This window comes from Fischerella major NIES-592, assembly GCF_001904645.1.
In the GTDB taxonomy this organism is placed as follows: Bacteria; Cyanobacteriota; Cyanobacteriia; order Cyanobacteriales; family Nostocaceae; genus Fischerella; species Fischerella thermalis.
In genome coordinates, this window is sequence record NZ_MRCA01000018.1 from 62,105 (window position 1) to 84,228 (window position 22,124).

The 22,124-nt window shown below is 40.5% G+C and carries 18 protein-coding genes and 1 pseudogene; 8 read left to right on the forward strand and 11 right to left on the reverse strand.

Annotation, left to right across the window (positions count from 1 at the left end; translation table 11 throughout):
* Nucleotides 1-4: 4 nt before the first annotated feature.
* Nucleotides 5-979, forward strand: coding sequence for a CAP domain-containing protein (locus tag NIES592_RS21690; RefSeq protein WP_073556860.1), 975 nt, complete (start codon nucleotides 5-7; stop codon nucleotides 977-979).
* A gap of 213 nt (nucleotides 980-1,192) precedes the next feature.
* On the opposite strand, the gene NIES592_RS21695 is transcribed toward NIES592_RS21690, so the two are convergent.
* The 3 genes from NIES592_RS21695 to NIES592_RS21705 all read right to left on the reverse strand — a co-directional run bounded on the left by NIES592_RS21695 (nucleotide 1,193) and on the right by NIES592_RS21705 (nucleotide 3,248).
* The gene (locus tag NIES592_RS21695) at nucleotides 1,193-1,474 is read right to left on the reverse strand and encodes a hypothetical protein (RefSeq protein WP_062247795.1); all 282 of its coding nucleotides are present in this window, start codon (nucleotides 1,472-1,474) and stop codon (nucleotides 1,193-1,195) included.
* Between the two features lie 89 nt (nucleotides 1,475-1,563).
* On the reverse strand, nucleotides 1,564-2,610 hold the full coding sequence (locus NIES592_RS21700) for an ABC transporter permease (RefSeq protein ID WP_009457300.1): 1,047 nt from the start codon (nucleotides 2,608-2,610) through the stop codon (nucleotides 1,564-1,566).
* Nucleotides 2,611-2,729: 119 nt separating this feature from the next.
* Nucleotides 2,730-3,248, reverse strand: coding sequence for an adenine phosphoribosyltransferase (locus tag NIES592_RS21705; RefSeq protein WP_009457299.1), 519 nt, complete (start codon nucleotides 3,246-3,248; stop codon nucleotides 2,730-2,732).
* Nucleotides 3,249-3,762: 514 nt separating this feature from the next.
* On the opposite strand from NIES592_RS21705, the gene NIES592_RS21710 reads away from it, so the two are divergent.
* Together NIES592_RS21710 and NIES592_RS21715 are read left to right on the forward strand one after the other, a co-directional pair.
* Complete coding sequence (locus NIES592_RS21710) at nucleotides 3,763-4,389, forward strand: DUF3038 domain-containing protein (protein WP_009457298.1); 627 nt, start codon at nucleotides 3,763-3,765, stop codon at nucleotides 4,387-4,389.
* Nucleotides 4,386-5,954, forward strand: a complete 1,569-nt coding sequence (locus NIES592_RS21715; protein WP_009457297.1) for a DUF4335 domain-containing protein — start codon at nucleotides 4,386-4,388, stop codon at nucleotides 5,952-5,954. Before NIES592_RS21710 ends, NIES592_RS21715 begins: the two co-directional genes overlap by 4 nt.
* Nucleotides 5,955-6,054: 100 nt before the next feature.
* On the opposite strand, the gene NIES592_RS21720 is transcribed toward NIES592_RS21715, so the two are convergent.
* Nucleotides 6,055-8,328, reverse strand: coding sequence for a transglycosylase domain-containing protein (locus tag NIES592_RS21720; protein WP_073556861.1), 2,274 nt, complete (start codon nucleotides 8,326-8,328; stop codon nucleotides 6,055-6,057).
* 441 nt (nucleotides 8,329-8,769) lie between these two features.
* On the opposite strand from NIES592_RS21720, the gene NIES592_RS21725 reads away from it, so the two are divergent.
* The gene (locus NIES592_RS21725) at nucleotides 8,770-9,336 is read left to right on the forward strand and encodes a hypothetical protein (protein ID WP_062247789.1); all 567 of its coding nucleotides are present in this window, start codon (nucleotides 8,770-8,772) and stop codon (nucleotides 9,334-9,336) included.
* 221 nt (nucleotides 9,337-9,557) lie between these two features.
* Here NIES592_RS21725 and lspA read toward each other — a convergent pair whose 3' ends face one another.
* Together lspA and NIES592_RS21735 are read right to left on the reverse strand one after the other, a co-directional pair.
* On the reverse strand, nucleotides 9,558-10,031 hold the full coding sequence (lspA, locus tag NIES592_RS21730; RefSeq protein WP_026086460.1) for a signal peptidase II: 474 nt from the start codon (nucleotides 10,029-10,031) through the stop codon (nucleotides 9,558-9,560).
* Nucleotides 10,032-10,119: 88 nt separating this feature from the next.
* Nucleotides 10,120-10,707 carry a biotin transporter BioY gene (locus NIES592_RS21735; RefSeq protein ID WP_062247787.1) on the reverse strand — a complete coding sequence of 196 codons (588 nt, stop codon included), beginning with the start codon at nucleotides 10,705-10,707 and terminating at the stop codon, nucleotides 10,120-10,122.
* A 519-nt stretch (nucleotides 10,708-11,226) separates the two neighbouring features.
* Between NIES592_RS21735 and NIES592_RS21740 the strand changes: the two are divergent.
* Together NIES592_RS21740 and pstB are read left to right on the forward strand one after the other, a co-directional pair.
* Nucleotides 11,227-11,454 (forward strand): annotated as a pseudogene (locus tag NIES592_RS21740) (hypothetical protein); the annotation flags it as partial.
* 70 nt (nucleotides 11,455-11,524) lie between these two features.
* Entirely contained in the window at nucleotides 11,525-12,331 is an 807-nt protein-coding gene (gene pstB / locus NIES592_RS21745) for a phosphate ABC transporter ATP-binding protein PstB (RefSeq protein WP_073556862.1), read from the forward strand.
* 469 nt (nucleotides 12,332-12,800) lie between these two features.
* Here the strand turns inward: pstB and NIES592_RS21750 are convergent, their stop codons facing one another.
* Nucleotides 12,801-15,917 (reverse strand): hypothetical protein, encoded by a 3,117-nt coding sequence (locus NIES592_RS21750; RefSeq protein WP_073556863.1) that lies wholly within the window; start codon nucleotides 15,915-15,917, stop codon nucleotides 12,801-12,803.
* 507 nt (nucleotides 15,918-16,424) lie between these two features.
* Between NIES592_RS21750 and NIES592_RS21755 the strand changes: the two genes are divergently transcribed.
* Both NIES592_RS21755 and NIES592_RS21760 read left to right on the forward strand, forming a co-directional pair.
* Nucleotides 16,425-16,628: a chlorophyll a/b-binding protein gene (locus tag NIES592_RS21755; RefSeq protein WP_073556864.1), complete on the forward strand. Its 204-nt coding sequence runs from the start codon at nucleotides 16,425-16,427 to the stop codon at nucleotides 16,626-16,628.
* A 60-nt stretch (nucleotides 16,629-16,688) separates the two neighbouring features.
* On the forward strand, nucleotides 16,689-16,901 hold the full coding sequence (locus NIES592_RS21760; RefSeq protein WP_016871543.1) for a chlorophyll a/b-binding protein: 213 nt from the start codon (nucleotides 16,689-16,691) through the stop codon (nucleotides 16,899-16,901).
* Nucleotides 16,902-17,102: 201 nt separating this feature from the next.
* Here the strand turns inward: NIES592_RS21760 and NIES592_RS21765 are convergent, their stop codons facing one another.
* The 4 genes from NIES592_RS21765 to NIES592_RS21780 all read right to left on the reverse strand — a co-directional run bounded on the left by NIES592_RS21765 (nucleotide 17,103) and on the right by NIES592_RS21780 (nucleotide 21,716).
* Nucleotides 17,103-18,221, reverse strand: coding sequence for a sensor histidine kinase (locus NIES592_RS21765; protein WP_073556865.1), 1,119 nt, complete (start codon nucleotides 18,219-18,221; stop codon nucleotides 17,103-17,105).
* A 312-nt stretch (nucleotides 18,222-18,533) separates the two neighbouring features.
* Nucleotides 18,534-19,037: a Rab family GTPase gene (locus NIES592_RS21770; RefSeq protein WP_062247778.1), complete on the reverse strand. Its 504-nt coding sequence runs from the start codon at nucleotides 19,035-19,037 to the stop codon at nucleotides 18,534-18,536.
* A gap of 12 nt (nucleotides 19,038-19,049) precedes the next feature.
* Complete coding sequence (locus NIES592_RS21775; protein ID WP_073556866.1) at nucleotides 19,050-20,846, reverse strand: OmpA family protein; 1,797 nt, start codon at nucleotides 20,844-20,846, stop codon at nucleotides 19,050-19,052.
* 267 nt (nucleotides 20,847-21,113) lie between these two features.
* Nucleotides 21,114-21,716, reverse strand: coding sequence for an OmpH family outer membrane protein (locus NIES592_RS21780; protein WP_073556868.1), 603 nt, complete (start codon nucleotides 21,714-21,716; stop codon nucleotides 21,114-21,116).
* Nucleotides 21,717-22,124: the final 408 nt, after the last annotated feature.

Genomic DNA, 22,124 nt, shown 5'->3' on the forward strand with positions numbered 1-22,124 from the left:
TGAAATGGCGACAAACAATATGACATTTGAACAACAAGTTGTTGAGCTAACAAACCAAGAACGAGCTAACAATGGTCTTGCACCTCTAAAAGAGAATGCTGAACTCAACTATGCTGCTGACGAATATGCTGAACAGATGTCAGAAACTGGTGTTTTGAGTCACACAGCGCCAGATGGTTCTCGCCCGTGGGATCGAGCAAAAGCTGTTGGTTATGAAGCGCAAACAATGGGCGAAAACATCGCCGCAGGTCAAAAAACTCCTGAACAGGTTGTGGCTGATTGGATGAACAGTCCTGGACACCGGGCTAATATTCTCAATCCCAAATATACTGAAATCGGTGTTGGCTTTGATGACAATTATTGGGTTCAGAAGTTTGGTAGTGGTGATCTTAACCCCGATAGCTACATTCCAAATTCTTCATCTTCTGAACCTACACCTCAACCAGGTGATGATACTGATACCGGGAGTGGCGAAACGGTTAAGCCACCAGAAAGCAGCCAAGATGATGATGTCATCGAGGGTAGCCCAACGAATGATCAACTGAATGGAGGAAATAAGAAAAAACCCCTCACAGGTGATGCTGATGTCGATATGCTGACTGGTGATCAAGGCAAAAATGTATTACCCGGAGGAAAAGATAAAAATGTCCTCAAGGTCGGTGACTGGAACAAGAACCTCCTTGATATTCTTTTTGGTGGTAGAAGCGATCGCCTAGTATATGGCACTGTACAAGACAAAGACGTGATTGCTGGTTCTGATACTAATCAGAACGGAAACGACCTACGTCAAATTCTGGCTGGCCAAGTTAGTAGCGGTCAAAATAAATTCTCTGATTACCTGAAACCCAAAAACATTGGTGGTGATACTACTAGTTGTGTTGACGTATTTGACAATACAAAACTTGGTGGGTTTGATAATTCCTCTGTGATGCCAAACTTAGATGCATCTAAATTAACTAGTGGTAACTTCATGAAGTAATCCAGGGAAATAGGAATAAGGAGGAAAATAGACGCGCCCTGCGCTGAAGCAGTGCAGGGTAAATCGACATGCTCGCGGCTGTGTTGGGTAAGCCCACCCTCAACTCAACCTTGTATCTTAAAAAACGTATTGAGACTCATCCTTAAATTGAGTCATCTTGAAATAAATCGATGCTGTTAGCCAAGAATTTGAATCCTTGGCGGTTTGTGGTTTTTAACCTTGTTGTAAAAATTCAATTTTTGGTAACAACGGATCAGTAACCATAGCCATACCACCAAAACCCCAACGTTTGAGCAAAGCTTTTAGCTGGGAACCAGGAATAGATTCCACAGCAAAACGATTCGCTAATTCTCCCGCGTGGGTGTTGAGATAGCTAAGAGCATCAGAGTGTTCACGAAACATTAATAGGTAACTCACACCTTCTGCATTGGGATGGGCTGTGAGATAACGACCGTCAGTTTTTGACCTTACTAAATAATAAATTTCGGAAAACATAGTTAATGGTCAATTGTTATTAGTTGGTTGTTGGTTGTTGGTTGGAATAACAAACAACAAACAACCAAAAACCAACAACAAATAAAGGACTAATTTAAATTTTCTAAACGAATACGAGGATCAGCTGCTTTGAGTAACAAATCTGCTATCAAGTTACCAACTATTAATAACACTGCACCCATTACTAAGCTTGCCATCAGTAAATATAAATCTTGATTTTGCACTGCTTGCAAAGTTAATCTTCCTAAACCGGGCCAATTGAAGAAAAATTCAGCAATAAATGCACCACTTAGTAAACCCGCCAACTCAAAACCTAACAAAGTTATTAAGGGGTTGATGGCGTTCCGCAAAGCATGAACGTAAATGACTCGATTTTCTGGTAGCCCTTTAGCGCGAGCTGTTTGAATGTAATCTTGACGCAGTACATCTAATAGTTCACCACGAGTAATGCGCTGTAACCCAGCAAAGCTAGTGATGCTGAGGGCGATAGTGGGTAAAATCATGTGCCAGCCGACATCGAGAATTTTACCAAACCATGTCAAATCAGTGTAATTGATGCTTGTCATCCCACCCACAGGAAATAGGGGTGTAGTCAATTGAGCAAAAATCAGTAATAACAAAGCAGTGATAAAACTGGGAAATCCTTGCCCAGCATAGCTAATCACTTGTAAAATTCGGTCTGTAAAGCGATTTTGCTTCACAGCAGCAACGATACCCAACGGAATAGCGATCGCCCAAGTCACAATCAAAGAAGAGATCGCCAATAATAAAGTTGCTGGAACTCGCTCCCAAATCAGTGACGCTACAGAACGCTGGTAAACAAAACTTGTGCCAAAATCCCCTTTAGTGATAATACGCCACAGCCACAGAAAGAATTGCTCTGGCCATGACTTATCCAAACCAAATTGTCGCCTGAGTTGTTCAATTCTCGCTGGATCGATTTTTGGATTTTGCTGTAGTGTGGATAAAAAATCTCCAGGAGCAAGTTGAATAATAAAAAACGACAACGCCGACGCCAAAAACAAAGTTAACAGCGCCTGCAATAATCTTTTGATCACATAAAGAAAAGTTTCGCTAGTAAATGTCCTTACTAGCCAATGCCAAAATACTTCCGGGGAAATTTTTGTGGTAGTCATTTGTCATTAGTCCTTTGTCATTAGTCATTAGTCATTCGTTATTTGCCATTTTTTTAGTCCTTTGCTATTTGTAACAGGTAGTAACTATTAATCAATGACCAATGACCAATGACCAATGATTAATATTCAACAAGGCTGACAATCGGCACATCTGGCAGATTTTTACGCCCTTGTAAATCTCGTAGCTCGATAATAAACCCAAATCCTACCAGTTCGCAGCCGATTTTTTCTACTAGTTTTGCTGTTGCGCCTGCGGTTCCACCTGTGGCAATCAAATCGTCTACAATCAAAACTCGACTTTGGGGGTGCAAAGCATCTTGATGTACTTCCAAACAATCTTTACCGTACTCTAGTTCATATTCAATCGAATGTACTGCTGCTGGTAGTTTACCTGGTTTACGCACAGGGATAAAACCAGCTCCTAATTGATAAGCCAGGGGTGTGCCAAACATGAAGCCCCGTGACTCCATTCCAATCACGTAATCTGCTTTCAGTCCGGCGTCTAAAATTTTTTGTGTAAACAAATCTATGGTGTAGCGCAGCCCTTGGGGGTCGCGCAGTAGTGTAGTAATATCTCGAAATAAAATTCCGGATTTAGGAAAATCTGGAATATCACGAATCAGAGATTTTAGATCCATAGGTAAAGATAGATAGCGTAGATGAAGGTGGAACAAAATTTAGAGAAAGGTTAAAGAGAAAAAGCTGATGGTGGGGAAAGAGGGAGAAAGATTTCACCCCACTACCCCGCCTCCCTGTAACAGAAGCTCACCACCTTATCTGGTGAACACCTTTATTTGCCCTTTTAATTGCCTAATATCCGGACGGAAATACATCAGGCGATGGCGGGCAGCTACCTGACAAATCGTACACTATTATGTCGTAGGCTTTGAATTAGTAATAAATGCCATCCATTGACGATTACCGGAAATTACACCAAGGTAAGGATGAAATGATACTAAGTAAACTATAAGAAACAACTGTGTTTGGAAAACTTGCATTTGTGTATGCGGAAAACTTTAAGTAGAACGGGTAAGTTAATGTATATATCGGGCAACTATGCCCTCATCACAACTAAACACATGCCACGCCATCTTGGCTATATATCTTAAATTAGTTTTACCGACTCTGTCGCTGCCGTACAAGGTATTTATAATGAATGTCTCCGCTAGTTTATCGCCTTATAACAGTCCAACTCCCCAGTCACCGCCGATGATTTTGGATACTTTACCTGATCCTGCTATTGAAGGACAGGTCTGCCCTCGTAAAACTAGGGTGCAAATAGACTTAATTTTACTGGCAATTGAAGCTTTGGAACTTGGTGGTTCAGAAGCTATTTTGTCGTTTGCACAAGAGTTGGAATTGAAAGGAATTATTAAAGACAGGGTGAATTTGTGGCGAATGCGTAGCACTAATCCCCTCAGAAGAGCCCACAATCGCCGCTCTTTGACAATCATGGAAGCCAAAGCTTTGGTGGTAATTGCTTGCTATTTAGCACGGCGCTTGACAGTTGTGATCCGTCAGTTGCTCATGATCTACCAGCAACTGGATGAAAAGCAGATTCCCCTGGAACAAAATTTGCGATTATCCAATTATCTAGAAAGGTTTAGAGCGCATTTCAAAAGCCGGATGAATCCACGACGTTCAGGGATAATGGCATTAAATTCAGATGAAAAATTAGATGAGTTGGCTATAGATCTGCTGGGTAAATTACTATTTTGTACCGGTACGGCTGGTATGCAGCGGTTTTGGATCAGTCTTTTTGACGGTGAAGTGGAATGAATATTCAACGTAAGTATAGTCTACCGAATTGTACGCTAGTTCTAGAGGGTTTAAGTGATGCTACAAGGGCTGCACAGTTTCAAGAACTGCGCCCAGCATTATCTATATTGGTGAATGCAGAATGTTATCTCTCAGGTTACACTCAACCACTATCGGGTGGTAGGGAATTTTTTGAAAGTTTGGTGAGGACAGTTAGTGCCTATGCTCAAGAATTTTTGAGTGGTGTTTCTCACCCACAAGCACACAATTTTGATTCGGAATTGGTGCAAATGCAGAAGGTCGATAAAAATCGACATCGGTTGTTTGTCAGTTCAGAAATTCCCAATTGGCAAGCTTCACAGCCTGGTTATGTTACTGATGGCAAGCAGCCAATTCAAATAGATTTAAATACAGTGCAGTTGTTTGATTTGGTAGAAGCGGTTGATCAATTTTTTGCTGATACTCAAACTTTACCAGAGCTATCACTAGAATTACAACCAGTTCCCAAACGCTATGGCTCGACCAATGAGGTTTTGCTCAAGCAAGCAGTACCAGCTACTGTAGGAGTGACTAGTTTGGCAGCAGCAGCGATCGCTTTTGCCATGATCCCACCACCTCCTCCACCACAACCAGCTACACAGCAACAAACTGGTTCCACAACCTCAAGTGTCGCTCCTACAACCCCAGCTACTACCACTCCTTCAGAGCCTACTAACCAACTTGTAGCTACAAATCCTACCCCAACAAGTGTAGATGCACAAATAGCTGCGACTCCAGCATTTACTCCTACTCCCAGTGTTAATGAACAGATAGCAGCAACTCCCGAATTTACTCCTACACCCACTTCTACGACTGTTGCTAACCCCATACCTCCTTCATCGTCTTTAGTAAATCAAGATTTAGAAGCACTTTTAACTAGTGTTCCGGAAATTACAGATGCATCTCAGTTACGTGCCTTAAACCGCCAAGTTTATAATCAAATTCATCCCAACTGGAAAAATCGCCAAGGATTGAAGGAAGATTTAGTCTTCCGCGTGGGTGTAGCAGCAGATGGTGCGATTGTTGGTTACAAAGCTGTCAATCCAGGAGCAAATGAAGCTGTCAACCAAACTCCTTTACCAAATTTAATTTATAATCCTGCTGTTCGCCCCCCCATTACCAACGAACCGATCGCTCAATATCGAGTCGTCTTCACTAGAGATGGTATACTGCAAGTTAGCCCTTGGCGGGGTTACACAACAAAACCGGATGTTGTCGGAGCTAAAATTACTGACAGCAATCAAGTCAAACAGTTAAAGCAACAACTGTATAATAGTATCCGCCACAATTGGTCTGGCAAACCCAGCTATACAATCGATTTAAAATATCGTGTGGCAGTTAACAAAGATGGCATCATTGCCGATTATGAACCACTGAACCAAGTAGCATTTGATTACTTCCGAGAAACGCCCCTGCCACAAATGTTTCAATCATCTAATGTCTCAAATCTATCAGTACCAATTAGCAAAGAACCTCTGGCTCATTTCCAAGTCATCTTTCAGCCGAATGGCAAACTAGAAATTACTCCCTGGCAGGGGTATCAGTGAATAGGGGAGCGGGGATCGAGAATTGGGTATTGAAAGTTGGTTGGTTTATTACTCTCTGTTCCTTGTTTTCCTTGTGCTCCCTGTGCGCGCTCCCCGCTCCCTATCGAACGACTCTACCCATATAATTTCCCCACAGTTGGGCAGCTTGAGCGCTACTACCAGATGTAGGGGAGTTGTTGTCGTTGCCAAGCCAGATACCAGTCACTAGTTGGCGACTAGGAATATAACCAATAAACCATAAGTCAACGTTGTCGTTGGTTGTACCTGTTTTACCAGATACTGGGAAATCGCCGATCGCAGCACGCCCTCCAGTACCATTTGTGACTACTCCTCGGAGTAAGCGAGTCATAGTATCAGCTATATCATTTCGCAGTACGCGTTTGTTGGCTTCGGCATCCTTGTCGAAAGAGTAAATTACACGGCAAGTCTTTAAATCTTTGCGATCGCGGCAATCACTACTATCTAATATGCGGCTGATAGCGTGGGGACGGTTCCACACACCGCGATTACTAATAGCGCCAAAAGCACCAGTCATTTCCAAAACATTGACTTCGCTTTGTCCTAGCACTAATCCTGGTACTGGATCTAAAGTTGATTTGACTCCTAAACGCTTTGCCATCTCTACCACTTTATTTAGCCCTACTTGCCTAGCAACTCGTAAGGCGATGGGGTTTTCAGACTGGGCAAGTCCAGTGGCAAGACTTAAACTCACATCAGAACCTGCCCGACAAGGTTTATAGGTAAAACCCTGCCAGGTTAAAGGAGCGCAGGAATAAGTCGCAGCGGGTGAAATTCCCTGTTCCAAAGCGGCAGTGTAAGCAAATACTTTAAAGGTGGAGCCTGGTTGTCTTTTGGCTTGATATGCTCGATTGAACTGACTCGTTCTGTAGTCTGTACCACCCACCATTGCCCGAATAGCGCCAGTACTGGAATCTAGGGTAACTATTGCTCCTTGGGAGAAACCAAAAACTCCCCCAGCGCTGTTGACATAGTTACGCAATGAGGCTTCTGCCTGTTGTTGCATACCAATATCAAGCTGAGTTTCAATGATAAAGTTACCTTCACCCGCTAAATCTTTTCCCAAGATCGATTCCAGTTCTTGGAAAATATAACTGTAGAAATAGGGAGCGATCGTTTTTGCCTGCTGTTCACAAACTTTGGGGCTGACATCCACAGGCGATCGCCTGGCTCGATTATAATCATCCTGCTTAATTTTGCCCGCCTCTAGCATCCGCCGCAGTACGCGGTTGCGATACTCTATAATTCGTGTTCTGCTCTGGTTATCGCCGCAGAAATTAAAACTGTTGGGACCAGGTAAAATACCCACCAAAGTGGCAGATTCAGCTAAAGTTAACTCTTTGGCTGACTTGTCAAAGTAATACCGTGCTGCATCTTCAAATCCAGAAGTATCTGCCCCTAAAAATACTCGGTTTAAATAAGTCAATAAAATTGTGTCTTTGCTGTAAAAAGTTTCTAATTTCAAAGAGACAATCGCCTCTCGTACTTTGCGCCCCAAAGAATCTTGTCTGCCTACATAATCACGGAACAAACTACGGGCAACTTGCTGAGTTATTGTACTAGCACCTTGTTGGACATCACCACTACGGGTATTGATCAAGACGGCTCGGAGAATCCCATAGGGATCTACTCCAAAGTGCCAGTAGTAACGGCTATCTTCAGAAGCAACCACCGCCGCAGGCAAATACGGGCCAAAATCTTGCAATCGTTTCATGTCTACGTGAGCAGTATTTCTTGGCTCACGTAGCGGTGTTTCCCCATCACCAGCATATACAACTACAGGAGCGCGAGTTGGGTTAGGTAGGGGTCTAACGGAAAATTTTAGCCATTCTGCACCAATCACTAGCAACATCAGGGCGCTCACACTACTGATACCGTAAGCAGTCCAAGTTGCTGCTTTGATGTACCAAGGGGGTGGATCAACGTATTGTAGCCTGACGGAGGCAGCTAATTCTGGTGGCCCCAAGGTGAGAACATCACCATGACGTAATTCTAGGGATGTGAGCCGACGCTTACCGCGATAAATGCCATTGGTGGAATTTTCATCTTTGATCACAAAAACAGGTTGCCGTTGAGTAGAATCCCGCGACAGTGACAGGTGAATTTGGCTGACAACTGGGTTGCGGACAACAATATCACAGGATTTGGAACTGCGACCTAAGATATAGCGATCGCCCAACAGCGGATATACTTCTGCCTTATCGGCCCCCGCATCCTGTACCCAAAGTTCTGGTACTCTGGCATTGGGCTTAAGTGCTAGTTTAGAAAAATCAACCCGAGCTTGAATTGTCTGTACTGCTTGCGTTATCTGACCAAGCAATGTTTGTGGCTTTTGAGGGGGCTGGGGGGAACTCATCGGCTATAGAAACCACGGATATTACTGAAAAATCGGCGAATTGCCATCTCGATGTTAGTATTCCACCATTGTACTCATAACGCTATGAAGACGTTGGCAGCACAGAGTTGTTCCCGATTTTTCTTGACATCAAGATAATATATACCAATATGACTTTGAACGTTAATTTTTTTACATCTTGATTGAGTATCCAAATTTGCTCTTTTTTCTGTTAGTTTTATCTTTAAAATAAACGAATTGCTTGCATGACGGCAGCTAAAGCTTAAACTTATGAATATTTATTTCTAATAAAAGTTTATTATAGAATGATTTAATTGTTACAATCTCAATAACCAACACATGTAAACGGCAAAAATACATCTACTTTTAGGCAGATTTTATAAAGCCTATTGTTTGATTTAATGGGCCGAGTATTCTTTGAAGGTGTTGAGGTTAAGTAATATGAAGGGGAAATTTCTTACCCTAACAGGTACAGCCCTGACTCTGGCATTAACCAGCAATATTGCTGCTGCCCAAATCACCAAATTTCCTGAACTAAGTCAACAACAAACAGAAACAACTGCTAAAACTCCAGAAATCAAGCTTTCACCAGAAGGCATGAAAATTCTGTGTGAGTATTTTCCATTGAATTCCCGGTGTCAGGGAACATCTAGCAATACTACAACACCAGACAGTACAACTACTCCGGCTCCTGACAGTACAACTCCGGCTCCGGATAGCACAGTTCCGGCTCCGGATAGCACAACTACTCCGGCTCCTGACAGTACAACTCCAGAGGACACAACTCCGTCTCCAGACTCAACCAGTCCAACTCAAATCACTCCTGCACCAGACAGCACAGTTCCGGCTCCGGATAGCACAACTCCGTCTCCAGACTCAACCAGTCCAACTCAAATCACTCCTGCGCCAGACAGCACAGTTCCGGCTCCGGATAGTACAACTCCGTCTCCAGACTCAATGAACCCAACTCAAATGACTCCTGGTAGTGGTACTGGCACTGGTAACTAACTAATTACAAAAATCAGGCTTCCCATTGTTTATGAGATGACTCTGATACAAATTTATTAGTCTTTGACGTGTTTAACAATTTGCGGCTTTTTTAGAAGACAAGAGGCTATCTTGAATGGCCTCTTGTGTCTTTATAGGAATTGGGGATCAGGTATTGTGAGGAGTGTGGGGAGTGTTGGAGAAATCTTTATCCGTGTCTTTCTTGTCCTCCTTGTTCCCCTTTAATACCTACGACCAGAGCTTGGTGTTTTTTGAAAAGTGGCAATCAGCAGACAGACAATGCCAATATTAATAAACACATCTGCCAAATTAAATACTGGGAAGTTAATCAGTCGAAAGTCCAGAAAATCAACAACATAGCCTAAAGCAAAGCGGTCTATACCATTACCCATAGCACCGCCTAAGATTAAACCATAGCCTAACTGCTCCCAACGGTTTAAGAGCGGGCCAAACCATGCCAAAGCTATGAGTGCTAAACTGACTCCCAAAGATAGCCAGCGTAACCACTCTACTTTTCCTGATAGCAAACTAAAAGCTGCACCAGTATTAGTTACATAAGTTAGGTGAAATATACCAGGTAACAATGGTAATGTTTGTTGCAAGCTAAAGGTTTGTACCACCCAAAATTTGGTGATTTGGTCTAAAAAAAAAGCAACAAAGGCAATAATCCAGAAGAATTTATTTTTTAAACGCATGGCAAAGTAGTTATTAGTCATTAGTCATTGGTCATTAGTCATTAGGTCATTGGTCACATGACAATAACAAATGACAAATGACAAAAGACTAATAAAACATCAAGTGCCGTAGCACATACGCTATGACAGTGACAGCACAGATGACAGCTAGTTGACCTGGTAGTGCAAACCAAGAATATTTGAGGATTGCTTGCATCAGGGTCAGAGTTTCTGTACTTTGCAACTGCAAAACATAGCTAAGAATCAAATAACTAATACCGCAGACGTGAACAGTTAACAAGCCACAAATACAACTAAAAGCTAGTGCTTCCAGTCTAGGTCTAGCCTTAAAGGCAAAAAAGCCACAAATCCAAGCTCCTGGAATAAAACCTAGTAAATAGCCAAACTGCGATAGCTTAACATAGCCAGGACCACCGCCAGCAGCAAATACGGGTAACAAAGTTAACCCCATAACTAAATAAGCTATCTGGGAAATGGCACCAGCATTTTTGCCTCCTAAACATCCTACAAGTAATACCCCACCAATTTGAAAAGTGACACCCAGGGAAAAAGTATGAATTCCGTGCTTACTCCAACTCCACGGTAAGGTGGTAATATTTGCTTCTAAGAAGGTTCCACCCATAGTTAGCAGTAAGCCAATCATAGACCATAAAAGTTGATTTGACGCGGCTAGCATTTACAATACACTCGTACAAATGATTCTGATGTAAAAGCGAAAATAACTAATATCATGTTCGCTTGAATACTTATACTGTCGCGTGGGCTGGTAATTGGTAATTGGTAATTGGTAATGCTATATTTTATCCTTTTCTTGAGAAAGATGATTATAATTTAATTTGTCTGATTTTTCTTTGTGTAAGCAGCAAAGTTTTTGCAGAAGTTTGCTCTTAAAAAACACAGGGATATAGGGGTATAAGATGTAGGAGAAAAATTGTGTTTCTTTCATTTGTCATTTGTGCGTAGCGAAAGTCCTATGAAATGGATTCAAAAACTTACCTAGTCAGATCATTGCAAACTTGAACTTCTGCCAGTGAAATAATTTTATTGGCAAAACCAAAAGTTGGTGTCGGATATCAATAAAGAAAGTGTTGATGTGGTAAATTAATGGTATTAATTATAAGTAGCTTGACCACAATATTTGTTTTTTGTTGAGATTTTGATTCTGCTGCGATCGCATTTTTATCAACTTTTTCGATTAGATAAAGGCTTTATTTGGCTAACACGGATATTTGCTCTAGCGTTCGCTGCTATTTTATTGTGGATAGACATAGAGCTTGGTATTGAGTCTGTACCTGCCATCCAGGAATTTGGTTTATTCCGCTTTTTAAGTGAAAGTAATTGGAACCCTGTCACTAATGTATACAGTGTGCTACCACAAGTTTATGGTACACTGGTTAGTGATTTTATTGACTTAATAGTTGCAAAAAATACACACTATTTCCGCTAATTTCCACATCTCTAATCAAAAGTTAAGTCAGCAATCATAGTATTATATGGTAACAAACATAAGCACTGCCAACCAAACAGGTACAGTCCTAAGGACTGAAGCTCTGAACGTCTACTATGGTAATTTCTTAGCAGTGCGTGATGTCTGGATGGATATCCCCAAAAATCGCGTCACAGCCTTTATTGGCCCATCTGGATGTGGTAAAAGTACATTGCTAAGATGTTACAACCGCCTCAATGATCTCATTGAATCATTTCGGGCAGAGGGTAAGGTTTTTTACTATGATGAAAACCTCTATGCACCCCAAGTCGACCCTGTAGAAGTGCGGCGGAAAATTGGGATGGTGTTTCAAAGACCCAACCCTTTCCCCAAATCAGTTTATGACAATATCGCTTTTGGGCCTAGACTCAACGGCTACAAAGGGGATATGGATGAGTTGGTAGAGCGATCGCTCAAACAGGCTGCTTTGTGGGACGATGTTAAAGACAAACTCAAACAAAGTGGTTTATCTTTGTCTGGTGGTCAACAACAGCGTTTGTGTATTGCTAGAGCGATCGCAGTTCAGCCAGATGTAATTTTAATGGATGAACCTTGTTCTGCGCTTGACCCTATTTCTACCCTGCAAGTTGAAGAACTGATCCACGAACTCAAACAACGCTATACTGTGGTGATTGTGACTCACAACATGCAACAAGCTTCGCGTGTGTCTGATATGACAGCCTTTTTCAATGTCCAAACCTCAGAAAAAGGTGGTCGTACTGGCTACTTGGTAGAATATGACCGTACTGAGGCAATTTTCCAAAATCCCCAACAAGAAGCTACCAAAGAATACGTAAGTGGTAAGTTTGGTTAAGAAGACTGTACCCTAAGCAGGACAGCAATTAGGATGCATATAGTTGAGTTACAAAGCTGGTTCTCTCGGGAAAATAGGGGGCTGGCTTTTTCAATAGATATCTTGCAAGAATCAAGAGAATTCTTAATTACGAACACAGATGCACACAGATGCACACAGATGATATATGATGATATAGATTTTATCCGTGTTAGTTTTTTGAAAATAGACTTTTGCAAGAGGTCTAATATCAAGTTCGGCTAATTGCTTACGATATTATGCTTGGCTGTTGGTCATTGGTTTTTCCCATTACCCTTTGGGTTCGCTACTTTGCCATCTCGGCATAAGCCAAGACGGCAAGTACTCTCACCGATTACCAATTACCTATTACCAGCCAACGCAACAGTATAAGTATTTAAGCGGACGTAAATCATAAGAAAGCCTCTCATAAATGAGAGGCTACAGTAGGTTTAGCGGAGACAAATTTTAACTATAGAGCGATCGCTGCTACTGCTCCAGCAATTGCAGAGAATATAGCCGATACTAGGGCTGTAGCAAATAACCACCAAGCTGCTGATGCGGCTGCTTTGCGGGTTTCTTCGGCTTGCTTTTGGGCTTGGTGCTTCACCTCTTCTAGGCGTCGCTGTGCTTCTTGTTGCAGGCGTTCTGCTCTTTGCAGGACGGTTTGACGCGCTCGTTCTACTTGGTCGATGATCCGATTAGCATCTTCTGCGGAGATGTCTTCCCGGGAACTCAAGACAGCTACTAAGGTGTCGCGGTTGAAAGAAGACAGGCGATCGCGTAAGGCTTCAAACCCGGCTTGGGGATCATCAAACAATGTGCGAATATCCCGCTTAATACCATCATAATTCAGTTCGGGACGCTCTAAGGAGTTGAGGTAGTTACGGATACGCTCAAAAATTGAGTCGATAGCGTCTTGAATTCGGCGTTGGATTGCCCGTACTTGCTCTACAAAGGAATCCCGGACAGAGATGATTGTATCTGCAATCCGCGCTGCTTCATCATCCCTGAGGTCTTCGCGCAGTTTCAGCAAGGTAATAATTGTAGAGCGGTCAAATTGAGCTAAGCGATCGCTCAAACTTTCCATACCCACACGGGGATCATGCAATAGTAGATACAAGTCGCGTTTAATACCTTCTGGGTTGAGTTCATCCTTGCCACTGCGCCGTAAATACTCTTCCAAATAAGTTTGGAATGATTCTACTCTTTGTTGTGTCCGAGCAGCTAAACGACGCGGTGAACGGACGATATTGCGAATTGTGTCTTGAATAGAATCAATAACTTGATTGACTTGTTCTTCAGATAAATCTTGACGCTGACTCAGTAATTTTACTAAGGTATCCCTATCTAATTGATACAAGCGGCGACGGAGAGCTATCGCTCCTTCTTTGGGGTTTTGCAACAGTCGATTTAAATCCCGTTGAATGCCTTCGGGGTTGAGTTCATCTTTACCAGTATTTCGCAGATAATCAGCGATGGTAGTTGTCACTGAGTCGTACTGTTGTTTAGCTTTATCAACTACGGCTTGCGGTGCATGGCGAACGCTATGCCAAGAATCTTCAACTGTGCTGAGAATTTCGTTAACTTGGTCTTCACTCAAGTCTTGGCGCTGACTCAGCAATTTGACTAAAGTGTCGCGATCAAAACGAGACAGACGCGCCCGAAGCGCTGCAATTCCAGCCTGTGGGTCTTGTAACAGTCTTTGTAACTCGGCTCTAATAGCGTTAGGATTGAGTTCTTCTTTACCAGTGTTACGCAGATATGACTCTAAATTTAACCAGAGGGTTTCGGCTTGGTATTTGGCTTGATCTGCTAGTCCTTTGGATTCAACTAAAACGCGATCGCGTTGTCTTTCCAGTTCGTTGAGAATTGTGTCTGCTTCTTCTGGATTAATATCGTTGCGTTCTAGCAGTATCTCCCGCAGTTCTTGACGGTCTAACAATGCTAAGCGGCGTGACAGGGTTTCATAATCTGCGTCGGAGTCTTGCAACAGTGGTTTAAAGTTCTGTTCAATTCCCTCTGGAGTTAATTCTGATTTAGGAGTAACGAGTAAATAACTTTCAACTCGGCGTTGCAAATCCTGTACTATTTCTCTTTCTTCCTCAGCAGTGACTGTCACCAAGACATTTTGTCGCACAGCTTCTAATTGATCAGCAATGCGCTGAATTTCTGCTTGGGTCAAAAGACCACGCTGTTGCAGGATATTAGCAAAATCACTGCGAGACAGTTGCTCTAATTCCCGGCGCACTGTTCCAGGATCAGCAGCAGGATCGTAGATCACATCCCGGAAATCCTGGGCGATTCTCTCCTGACTCAACTGCCATACATAAGTGTTGAGTAGGTAGTTTTCTACATCCGCACGAATCGGACTGTAAGGTTGTTTTGGTGTTGGTAGTCCTAATTGATCTGCTTTTTCAGTGACTTTATCTTTGGCTGTGGTTAAAGCACTTAAGATTTTTTCGACATCTAAATCTGATAGATCAGTCCGTCCTAACACAATCCCAGTTAAAGCAGTTATTCCCTGTTGTAATGTCCGTTGAATCAAACTAGGGGCTGCTTTTTGATCAGTTTGTTTAGCAGAACGCATTTCTGCAATCAGCTGATCTAGTTTGCGGTTGAGTTCATCTGTGTTCGCTTGTCCTGGTTGGAGTGACTTCAGATAATTAACTAACTCAGCCATTTGGTCTTGGGGCTGAGTTTGACCTACTACCTGTTGCCAAACACTATACAAGGTATCAGCGATCCGGTTAACATCGCGCTTCGAGAGATCGGTGCGACTGCTGACTAAATCTATAAACTTTTGGCGATCTATATTACGAATATCGCCACTTTTAGCCATTTCTCTGATTTGCGGATCACTCAACAATCTTTCAAAATCACCGCGAATCTTGTTTAAGTCTAGCTCCGGAGGACTTACCATTTCTAGGTAATCTTCCACCTTTTCACGGACGCTGGTAGGGTCGATCGCACTACCTAATTCCCGGCGGACGGCTGCGGCTGCGGCTTCGGCGGTGGCTACTACCTGCTGGTTAACAGCCTTTGCACCCAAGGCGGCGGTGGCTGTTCCCATAATTGCCTGAAAACCAGAAGTGGCACTGTTAACCACATTACCGACTAAAGAACCTACTGTGGTGGAACTCACCCACACCAACAATAGGAAGTATGCGCCCCAAATTACTAAACCGAGAATTGCCCCCAGTCCGGGACTAAAAATCACCAGACTCATTTTCACAGCCAAAAAGCAAGCGATCGCCAATGCGATCGTGACTGTGATTAAAGTCCAAATTCCTACTGCTGTACCAATCTTGCGGATCGTTCCCCCTAAACTGCTGACTTCCCCATGATCTGAATTTGAATCAGATGGACGCCCCAAATAGGAAATACCTGCGGCAACCGAAAGGTTAGTTAATACTAACTGAAACGCAAAAGCCAGGATTACACCAGAGATTAAAGCAGTAAAAAAACGCGGTCCTGAGAAAGCAACCGATGCTTGTGCTGGTGATATATCTTGTGGCTGTACTATGACCTGTGCTATCCAAAATAGGGACTGGGAGAGTTCCAGCGTTGTTACCGTACTCTGAAACATTCTATTTCCTTCCTCTATGTTTTAACTATGTGGTATAAAAAGTTGCTAATTACTTTTACTCCTATATCATTGGCTATACCCAATTCCTTAGCTCAGAATCGTGGAATTTAGGCTATTACAGCATCCGCCTCAGGTCTGATACCATATACTGCATTAGATATAAGTTTTTCCTACTAATACTTCAGCTTGGCATTCTTGTTTCTTTTTAAGTAATATTACTGAATTAAATGTTTATTTTAAAATTTATTTAGAAATCAAATTTTTTCATCCTCTTAAGGCATATTCCTGCGTTCAAAAACAGGTTGAATTATCGTCCATTAGGAGTGCCTATACTTTGTAACCATAGGAATACAGCAAGCTAATAATTCATCGCTAAAGTAAACATATGTAACAAGTGGTTCGGAAGCACAAATTAGCTATTAGTTATTCAGCCTGAAACAAACAACAATAACTAGTAGCTAATAAGCAAAAAATTAAGCAATCAATAGAATTTAACTCGGAGGCAAAATGGAAACTCGTCCTTCTACTGATTTACCACCAATTGCTACAGAATATAACGGCAAAGACCGCAACGCCTTTTTGTTTGGATGGAATCCCCAAGCAGAATTATGGAATGGTCGTTTGGCAATGATTGGTTTTCTTGCTTATTTGCTTTGCGATTTAGCTGGTTATAGCGTGTTGCGTGATGTATTACATATTGTTGGATACTAACACCAACTCTCTGTAATGATGCAATTTAACTCAACAATATTGGTTTAAAGGAGACAAAAAATGGAAACTCGTGAAAAACGTTCTTCTACAGATTTACCACCAGTAGCTAATGCTTACAATGGCATTGATCGTAATGCTTTTATCTTTGGCTTTAATCCCCAAGCAGAATTATGGAATGGTCGTTTGGCAATGATTGGTTTTCTTGCTTATTTGCTTTGGGATTTAGCTGGTTATAGTGTTTTACGCGACGTTTTACACTTTATTGGTTACTAGTGGACTAGTAGTTTGTTAACCTTGAATTGAAATTGACAACTTGAGTCCAACTTACTAGGGTGTTATTGCTACTCGTAAAGTGCCATTTTTGCTGTTCTTGGTGCATTACGCTGTAGCTAACACACCCTAAATTTTATGCAATTTAAAGGTTTGTAGTGAGGATTTTAATCCTCAAAAAAGGGCTAAAGCCCCACTATGAACTTAGGTCTTTGGTTTGGGTTTTAATAGCCGAACCCAAAACCGAGAACCTCCTTGAGGTAGAGGAAAATAACCAATTTGACCACCCCAACGTTCTACTGTCATCCGACAAAAATATAGTCCGAGTCCAACTCTACCTGAATTCCCTGCTTGAGAAAACTTTTCAAATATATGCTTAGCAATTTCTGCTGGTATACCAGAACCTTGATCATCTACAGTCACAAGAATAGAATCTTCTTCTTGCTGTAAACCAATTGTAACTGTAGAATCCATTGGACTGTGACGAAAAGCATTCTCTGCCAAATTGGCGATAATCCGATTCAAACGTGATTTATCACCGATAACCCGCCAATCTGATGTTTGATCAATATTATCAGCAAGCTGTAAATGTACTTTATTCAGTACAAAAGTAGGTGACAAAAGTTGGATGACTTCTTGTGCAGAAGTTAGTAAATTTGGAGCCGTATCAGCATCTACAGTAAAAGACTCTAAAGAAGTTATCTCAGCAGAAAACGCATTTAAAATATCTCTAATTAAAATTTCTTCTTGAAGTGCTTGTTTTTTACCAATTTCTAAATATTCTCTAGCTTTTGGTGTTAAATTTTCAGTTTCCAATAACATCAAACAGCAATTTATACCACTCAGTTGCCCAGCAATATCATGTATGATACAGTGAATCAAAATATCTTTCTTTTGATTCTCTTTCGTAATATATTGGTAGTTGAGTTGATTCTCTCTAGCTTTTTGGATCAAATTTCTTTTTTCTTGAAATTCTTCATATAATAATTTTATTAATAAGATTTTAGTATCTTTAACGCCAATTGCTGTAGCTTCAAAATGATGTTCTTTACCGGATAAATCTAATTGATACCATATACCTGAACTTAATTGATTTTTATCATTTCTGTTCCATAGCTCTTCTGCATCTATCAGAAAATTTTCTAAAAAGGGAAACTCCTGTTGCGGTATGAGTATTTGCATTCCAGATTTGACTTGATGGCGACAAAATAGTTGTAACCAATCTGGTGGAGTCCCAGTAATTCTAAAGCGACCAAAGTCTACTCTTTCCAAGACTAGAATATCCAAGGCAGCAAACACATCTGCCGTAATAGAGTTGCTCATGATGGGTAGTTGTGATTAAATATTGTTGATTTGATATATCACTTCTTACTTGAATGAAGCAGGACATACGCAAAACATCACGAAATTGGCAGTAATTCATGAATTACCATTAAGCAATAATCAGGTTTTCGGTCACATCTTGCCATCTTGCGTAAGTTCTGTGAAGTAAAGCTGTATCGGTGTGCATCTGTGTTCGTTTTTTCCCTATAATGCACCCAACTGCAAACCGTTATATTTACTTGAAAAATAAACTGAATCAACACAGATTTGGTTTATCACTTGTGTTATTTCTCTATATTTTTACTTAACTACTTATCTATGATTTTCTAATATCTTATTAGCAAGAATTTGGAAAGATTCTTCTACGCCTAAACCTGTTTTAGCGCTGGTTTTCATCACAATCCAACCCCTTTGCACTACTTCGTTAATTTCGACATCATTAATTTCCCATTCATCTGTCAAATCCCACTTATTAAGTATGAGTATAAATGGCACAGTTCCAATAGTATTTTCTACTTTAATTTGTAAATTAAAAGCTTTTTCCAAAGTATTCTTTCTAGTTCCATCTACTACTAACAAGTAACCTGATGCACCACGTAGATATGACATACGCACTTTTTGAAATTCATCTTCTCCATATAAATCCCAAAGGATAAAATTTATATCTTGACCTTGAATATTTACTGTCTTTTTATCAATTTTTACACCTACAGTCGTTTGATATTTTTCAGAAAAAATACTGTGAACAAATCTCCCTACTAAACTAGTTTTACCAGTAGCAAATGCGCCTACCATGCAAATTTTTTTTTGGAGCATGAGTATTGTCCCTCAGTTACGGGCATCAATTAAGAGTACCTTAAAAGATACCCTACGGTTAACTTGTTGAATTTGTTCTGTAAGACCTGTTTGTAAGGGTTGACTTGAACCTACACCTACAGTAGTAAAATTACTGGTATTGATGCCTTGAGAATTTAGATAAGCGATAATTTTACTAGCGCGAGCTTGACTTAGTACCATATTTCTTTGCTCTGTTCCGGTGACATTTGTGTGTCCTGTGATTTCAAAACGCACATCTTTCCCTACAGTCTTAGCCACACTAGATAAATTTTTGATTGCTAATACTATATTTTGTAATTTAGCAATTTCACCAGGAATAAATTCAGTAGTACCTTCAAGAAATAAAAGTTTTTCTTGTTCTATTTGTTGTTTATATAATTGTAATTTTTGTAGTTCTGATTCAACTATATTTTTATCAATATATTGAGTTACACCAGGAAGAAAACGCCAAGTTTTTCTTGCTTCTAAAATCCATTGACGTGGTGCTGTTCCTGTAGCATAAAGAATGAGATTTTCATCAGCTTTTAGTGATACAGTTTTGGGAGGCTGTAGTAATTCTGTGGCTCTTTTGACTATGATTTGTGGCTCTAAGGACAGGTAAGGTTCCCATTGACTAATAACTGTTTGAGGATTAATTTGAGCTTGGTTCATTAGTAAATACGGATCTGTTGCTAGGGGATCGCGCATTCCAGATATGAAATTTTTTCCATACCCTTTGTTGGCTTTAACCACAATAATACCAGGTTGAGAGTTAAGCTTTTCTAGATACGCATTCCAGCGTAATTGTTCTCTAAAGCTAAAAAAGCTCCACATTCCGAGTGCGATCGCGATCGCACTTAAGAAACTCCATGCATAGATATAATTTTTCTGGGACGGAACTTTATACCTAGCTTCTAAACATTCTTCTAAATATGGCTTGCTAGGTGTAAAGAGTTTTGTTTCACCTGTAAAAACATGAAATTCTCTATGCAATTTCAGGTGAATATTTTCTATAGCTTTTTGAAAAACTAATCGTAGTTCTTGAGGAGCATTTCCTCGGATGATACCTGCTAATATTGCTTGTGGTCCTTCCTCAATCCAGATGGTAAGTTCCCCAAACTGCAAACTTTGTAACGCCTCACCTTTTTCGATATTGAAAGAGTCTTTGACAAAGTCTTGAATAGCTGTCAACATAGCTGAAACTAAGTCAGGATCTTGAGCAGCTACCTGTGGCGCTAAGATATGTTGCAGCAATAATCCAGTTTGTTTGTGAATTAAAAATACTTGTTCTACTCGGTAAATCAGGGTACGTAGCAAAACAACTTCAGCAAATGTTTTCCCTGTTTGTCGTGCTTCTAGTCTCCACTTAAAACTTTGTGGAGACATGCTGTATTCTAGTGTTTGATTTAAAGATTGAATCATTTCACCTAGAACTGTGCTAATCGCCTTACGACTAGCAGGACCAATTATGGGGAAAAATGCTTCAGAAAGAACATTTAAATCTTGCTTCACAGAAGACTGAATTGCTTGTTCAACTGTGGGAACCATTGCTTCAGCTAATTGTTTATCTTGCATTGTTCGCAGAATCACAGCTTCTGGAAGCAGACGACTCAAATCTTCTGCTTGAATTTGAGGATTTTCTAATCGATCGTATAGTTTACTAAGTTGTACAGTTTCTACCCCCAAAAGCAAACTACGGAGTTCACTTAGTTCATCATTAGATTCCACACGATTGTTATTTTGAGGTAGATTTTTCTCAGGATTACTACCATTAGAAACTTCAAGTTCATTGCGAGAATATTCATTCATTGCCAAAACCGCCCAACTCACGATTTATATTGAGTTGCATTTTTGTTAAATTTTCATTATGAAAGGGGTCAGTAAATAGGAGTGAGAAGCTATATTATTGGATGTTTACTACTCTAGCAAGGCACTTGTCTTGATATTATACCTATTTTTTGATAGCCAAGAAATTTATTTCTTGGCTGATAGTTCATTTCAATTACTCATACCATTTCACAAAGTTCTTGATACAAACTTTCCGTTGTCTCCTCCATTGTCTTCCTTGTCCGCCTTCTAATGTCGAGAATTCAGCCGTATTGCTAACTCTGTAAACATGGCTGCGAGAGTGGAACGGTCTGTTTTTTCTGAACGTATTTCCTGAAATTCTCGTTGCAGCAGTGCTAATATTTCTTCGTATTTTTGCCGAATGTCATCCTGTAAACTTTGAGATTGATTGAGAATTTGTTCACGTAATTCTCGTGTTTTTGTCGCTGTTTGCTCATCAAATTGAGAAAGTTGTCTTTCTAAAGAATTATTGATATTCTTTTGCTCTTTACTAAGTGTGGTGATAGCTTCCTCTCGTTTTGATTGTTCACTTTTTACTTGATCATTTATAGCTTCAATCTCATTTTTTATGTAGTTTTCTAAATAATCTAAACGTTTTTTTGTTTCATTTCTTAAGCTATTACATTCTTTCAAGAGACGTTCTTCTAGACGCGTAAATTTTTTTTCTAATTCTCGCATTTGCCCGCCAAAAAGAATATCTCTGACTTTATCTAAACTGCTAATTTCGCCAAAGCTATTACTCAATGTAGGCTGATTTATACTTGGAACTAAACCACCTGGTGCTGAGTCTGCAAAGTTATAATGAACATTTTCTCCTTCTAGCGAACTCATATTTTTAATCCTTTGTGGGTTGTCAATTAATTTAGATTCTAGCTTTTTTGCCCCTGAAGTCAATTTATTGTGATTGCTTTACAGTTGATTTAAAGTATCACTTTATAGAGTACCACTCTATAATCCAGCAATATATATAGTATTTCTCAAAGCTGGAAATATATATTAACGTAATATCGTTTCTGAATAAAGAAGACGACAAGGAGGTAGATTAGACCTATTTTGAATATGGGTGTAGGGGTGTGAGTGTAGGGTAAGACATATTATACTGGGTTTCATAATTATTCATGTGTTGGATTATTTTTGCAAATTGCTATTATCTTCTTTGTGCCTTGGTGTTTCAAAAATACAAATTACGTCTAATGTGAATTAACAAAGGCGCTAATAGATCATGGGAAATACTCAACA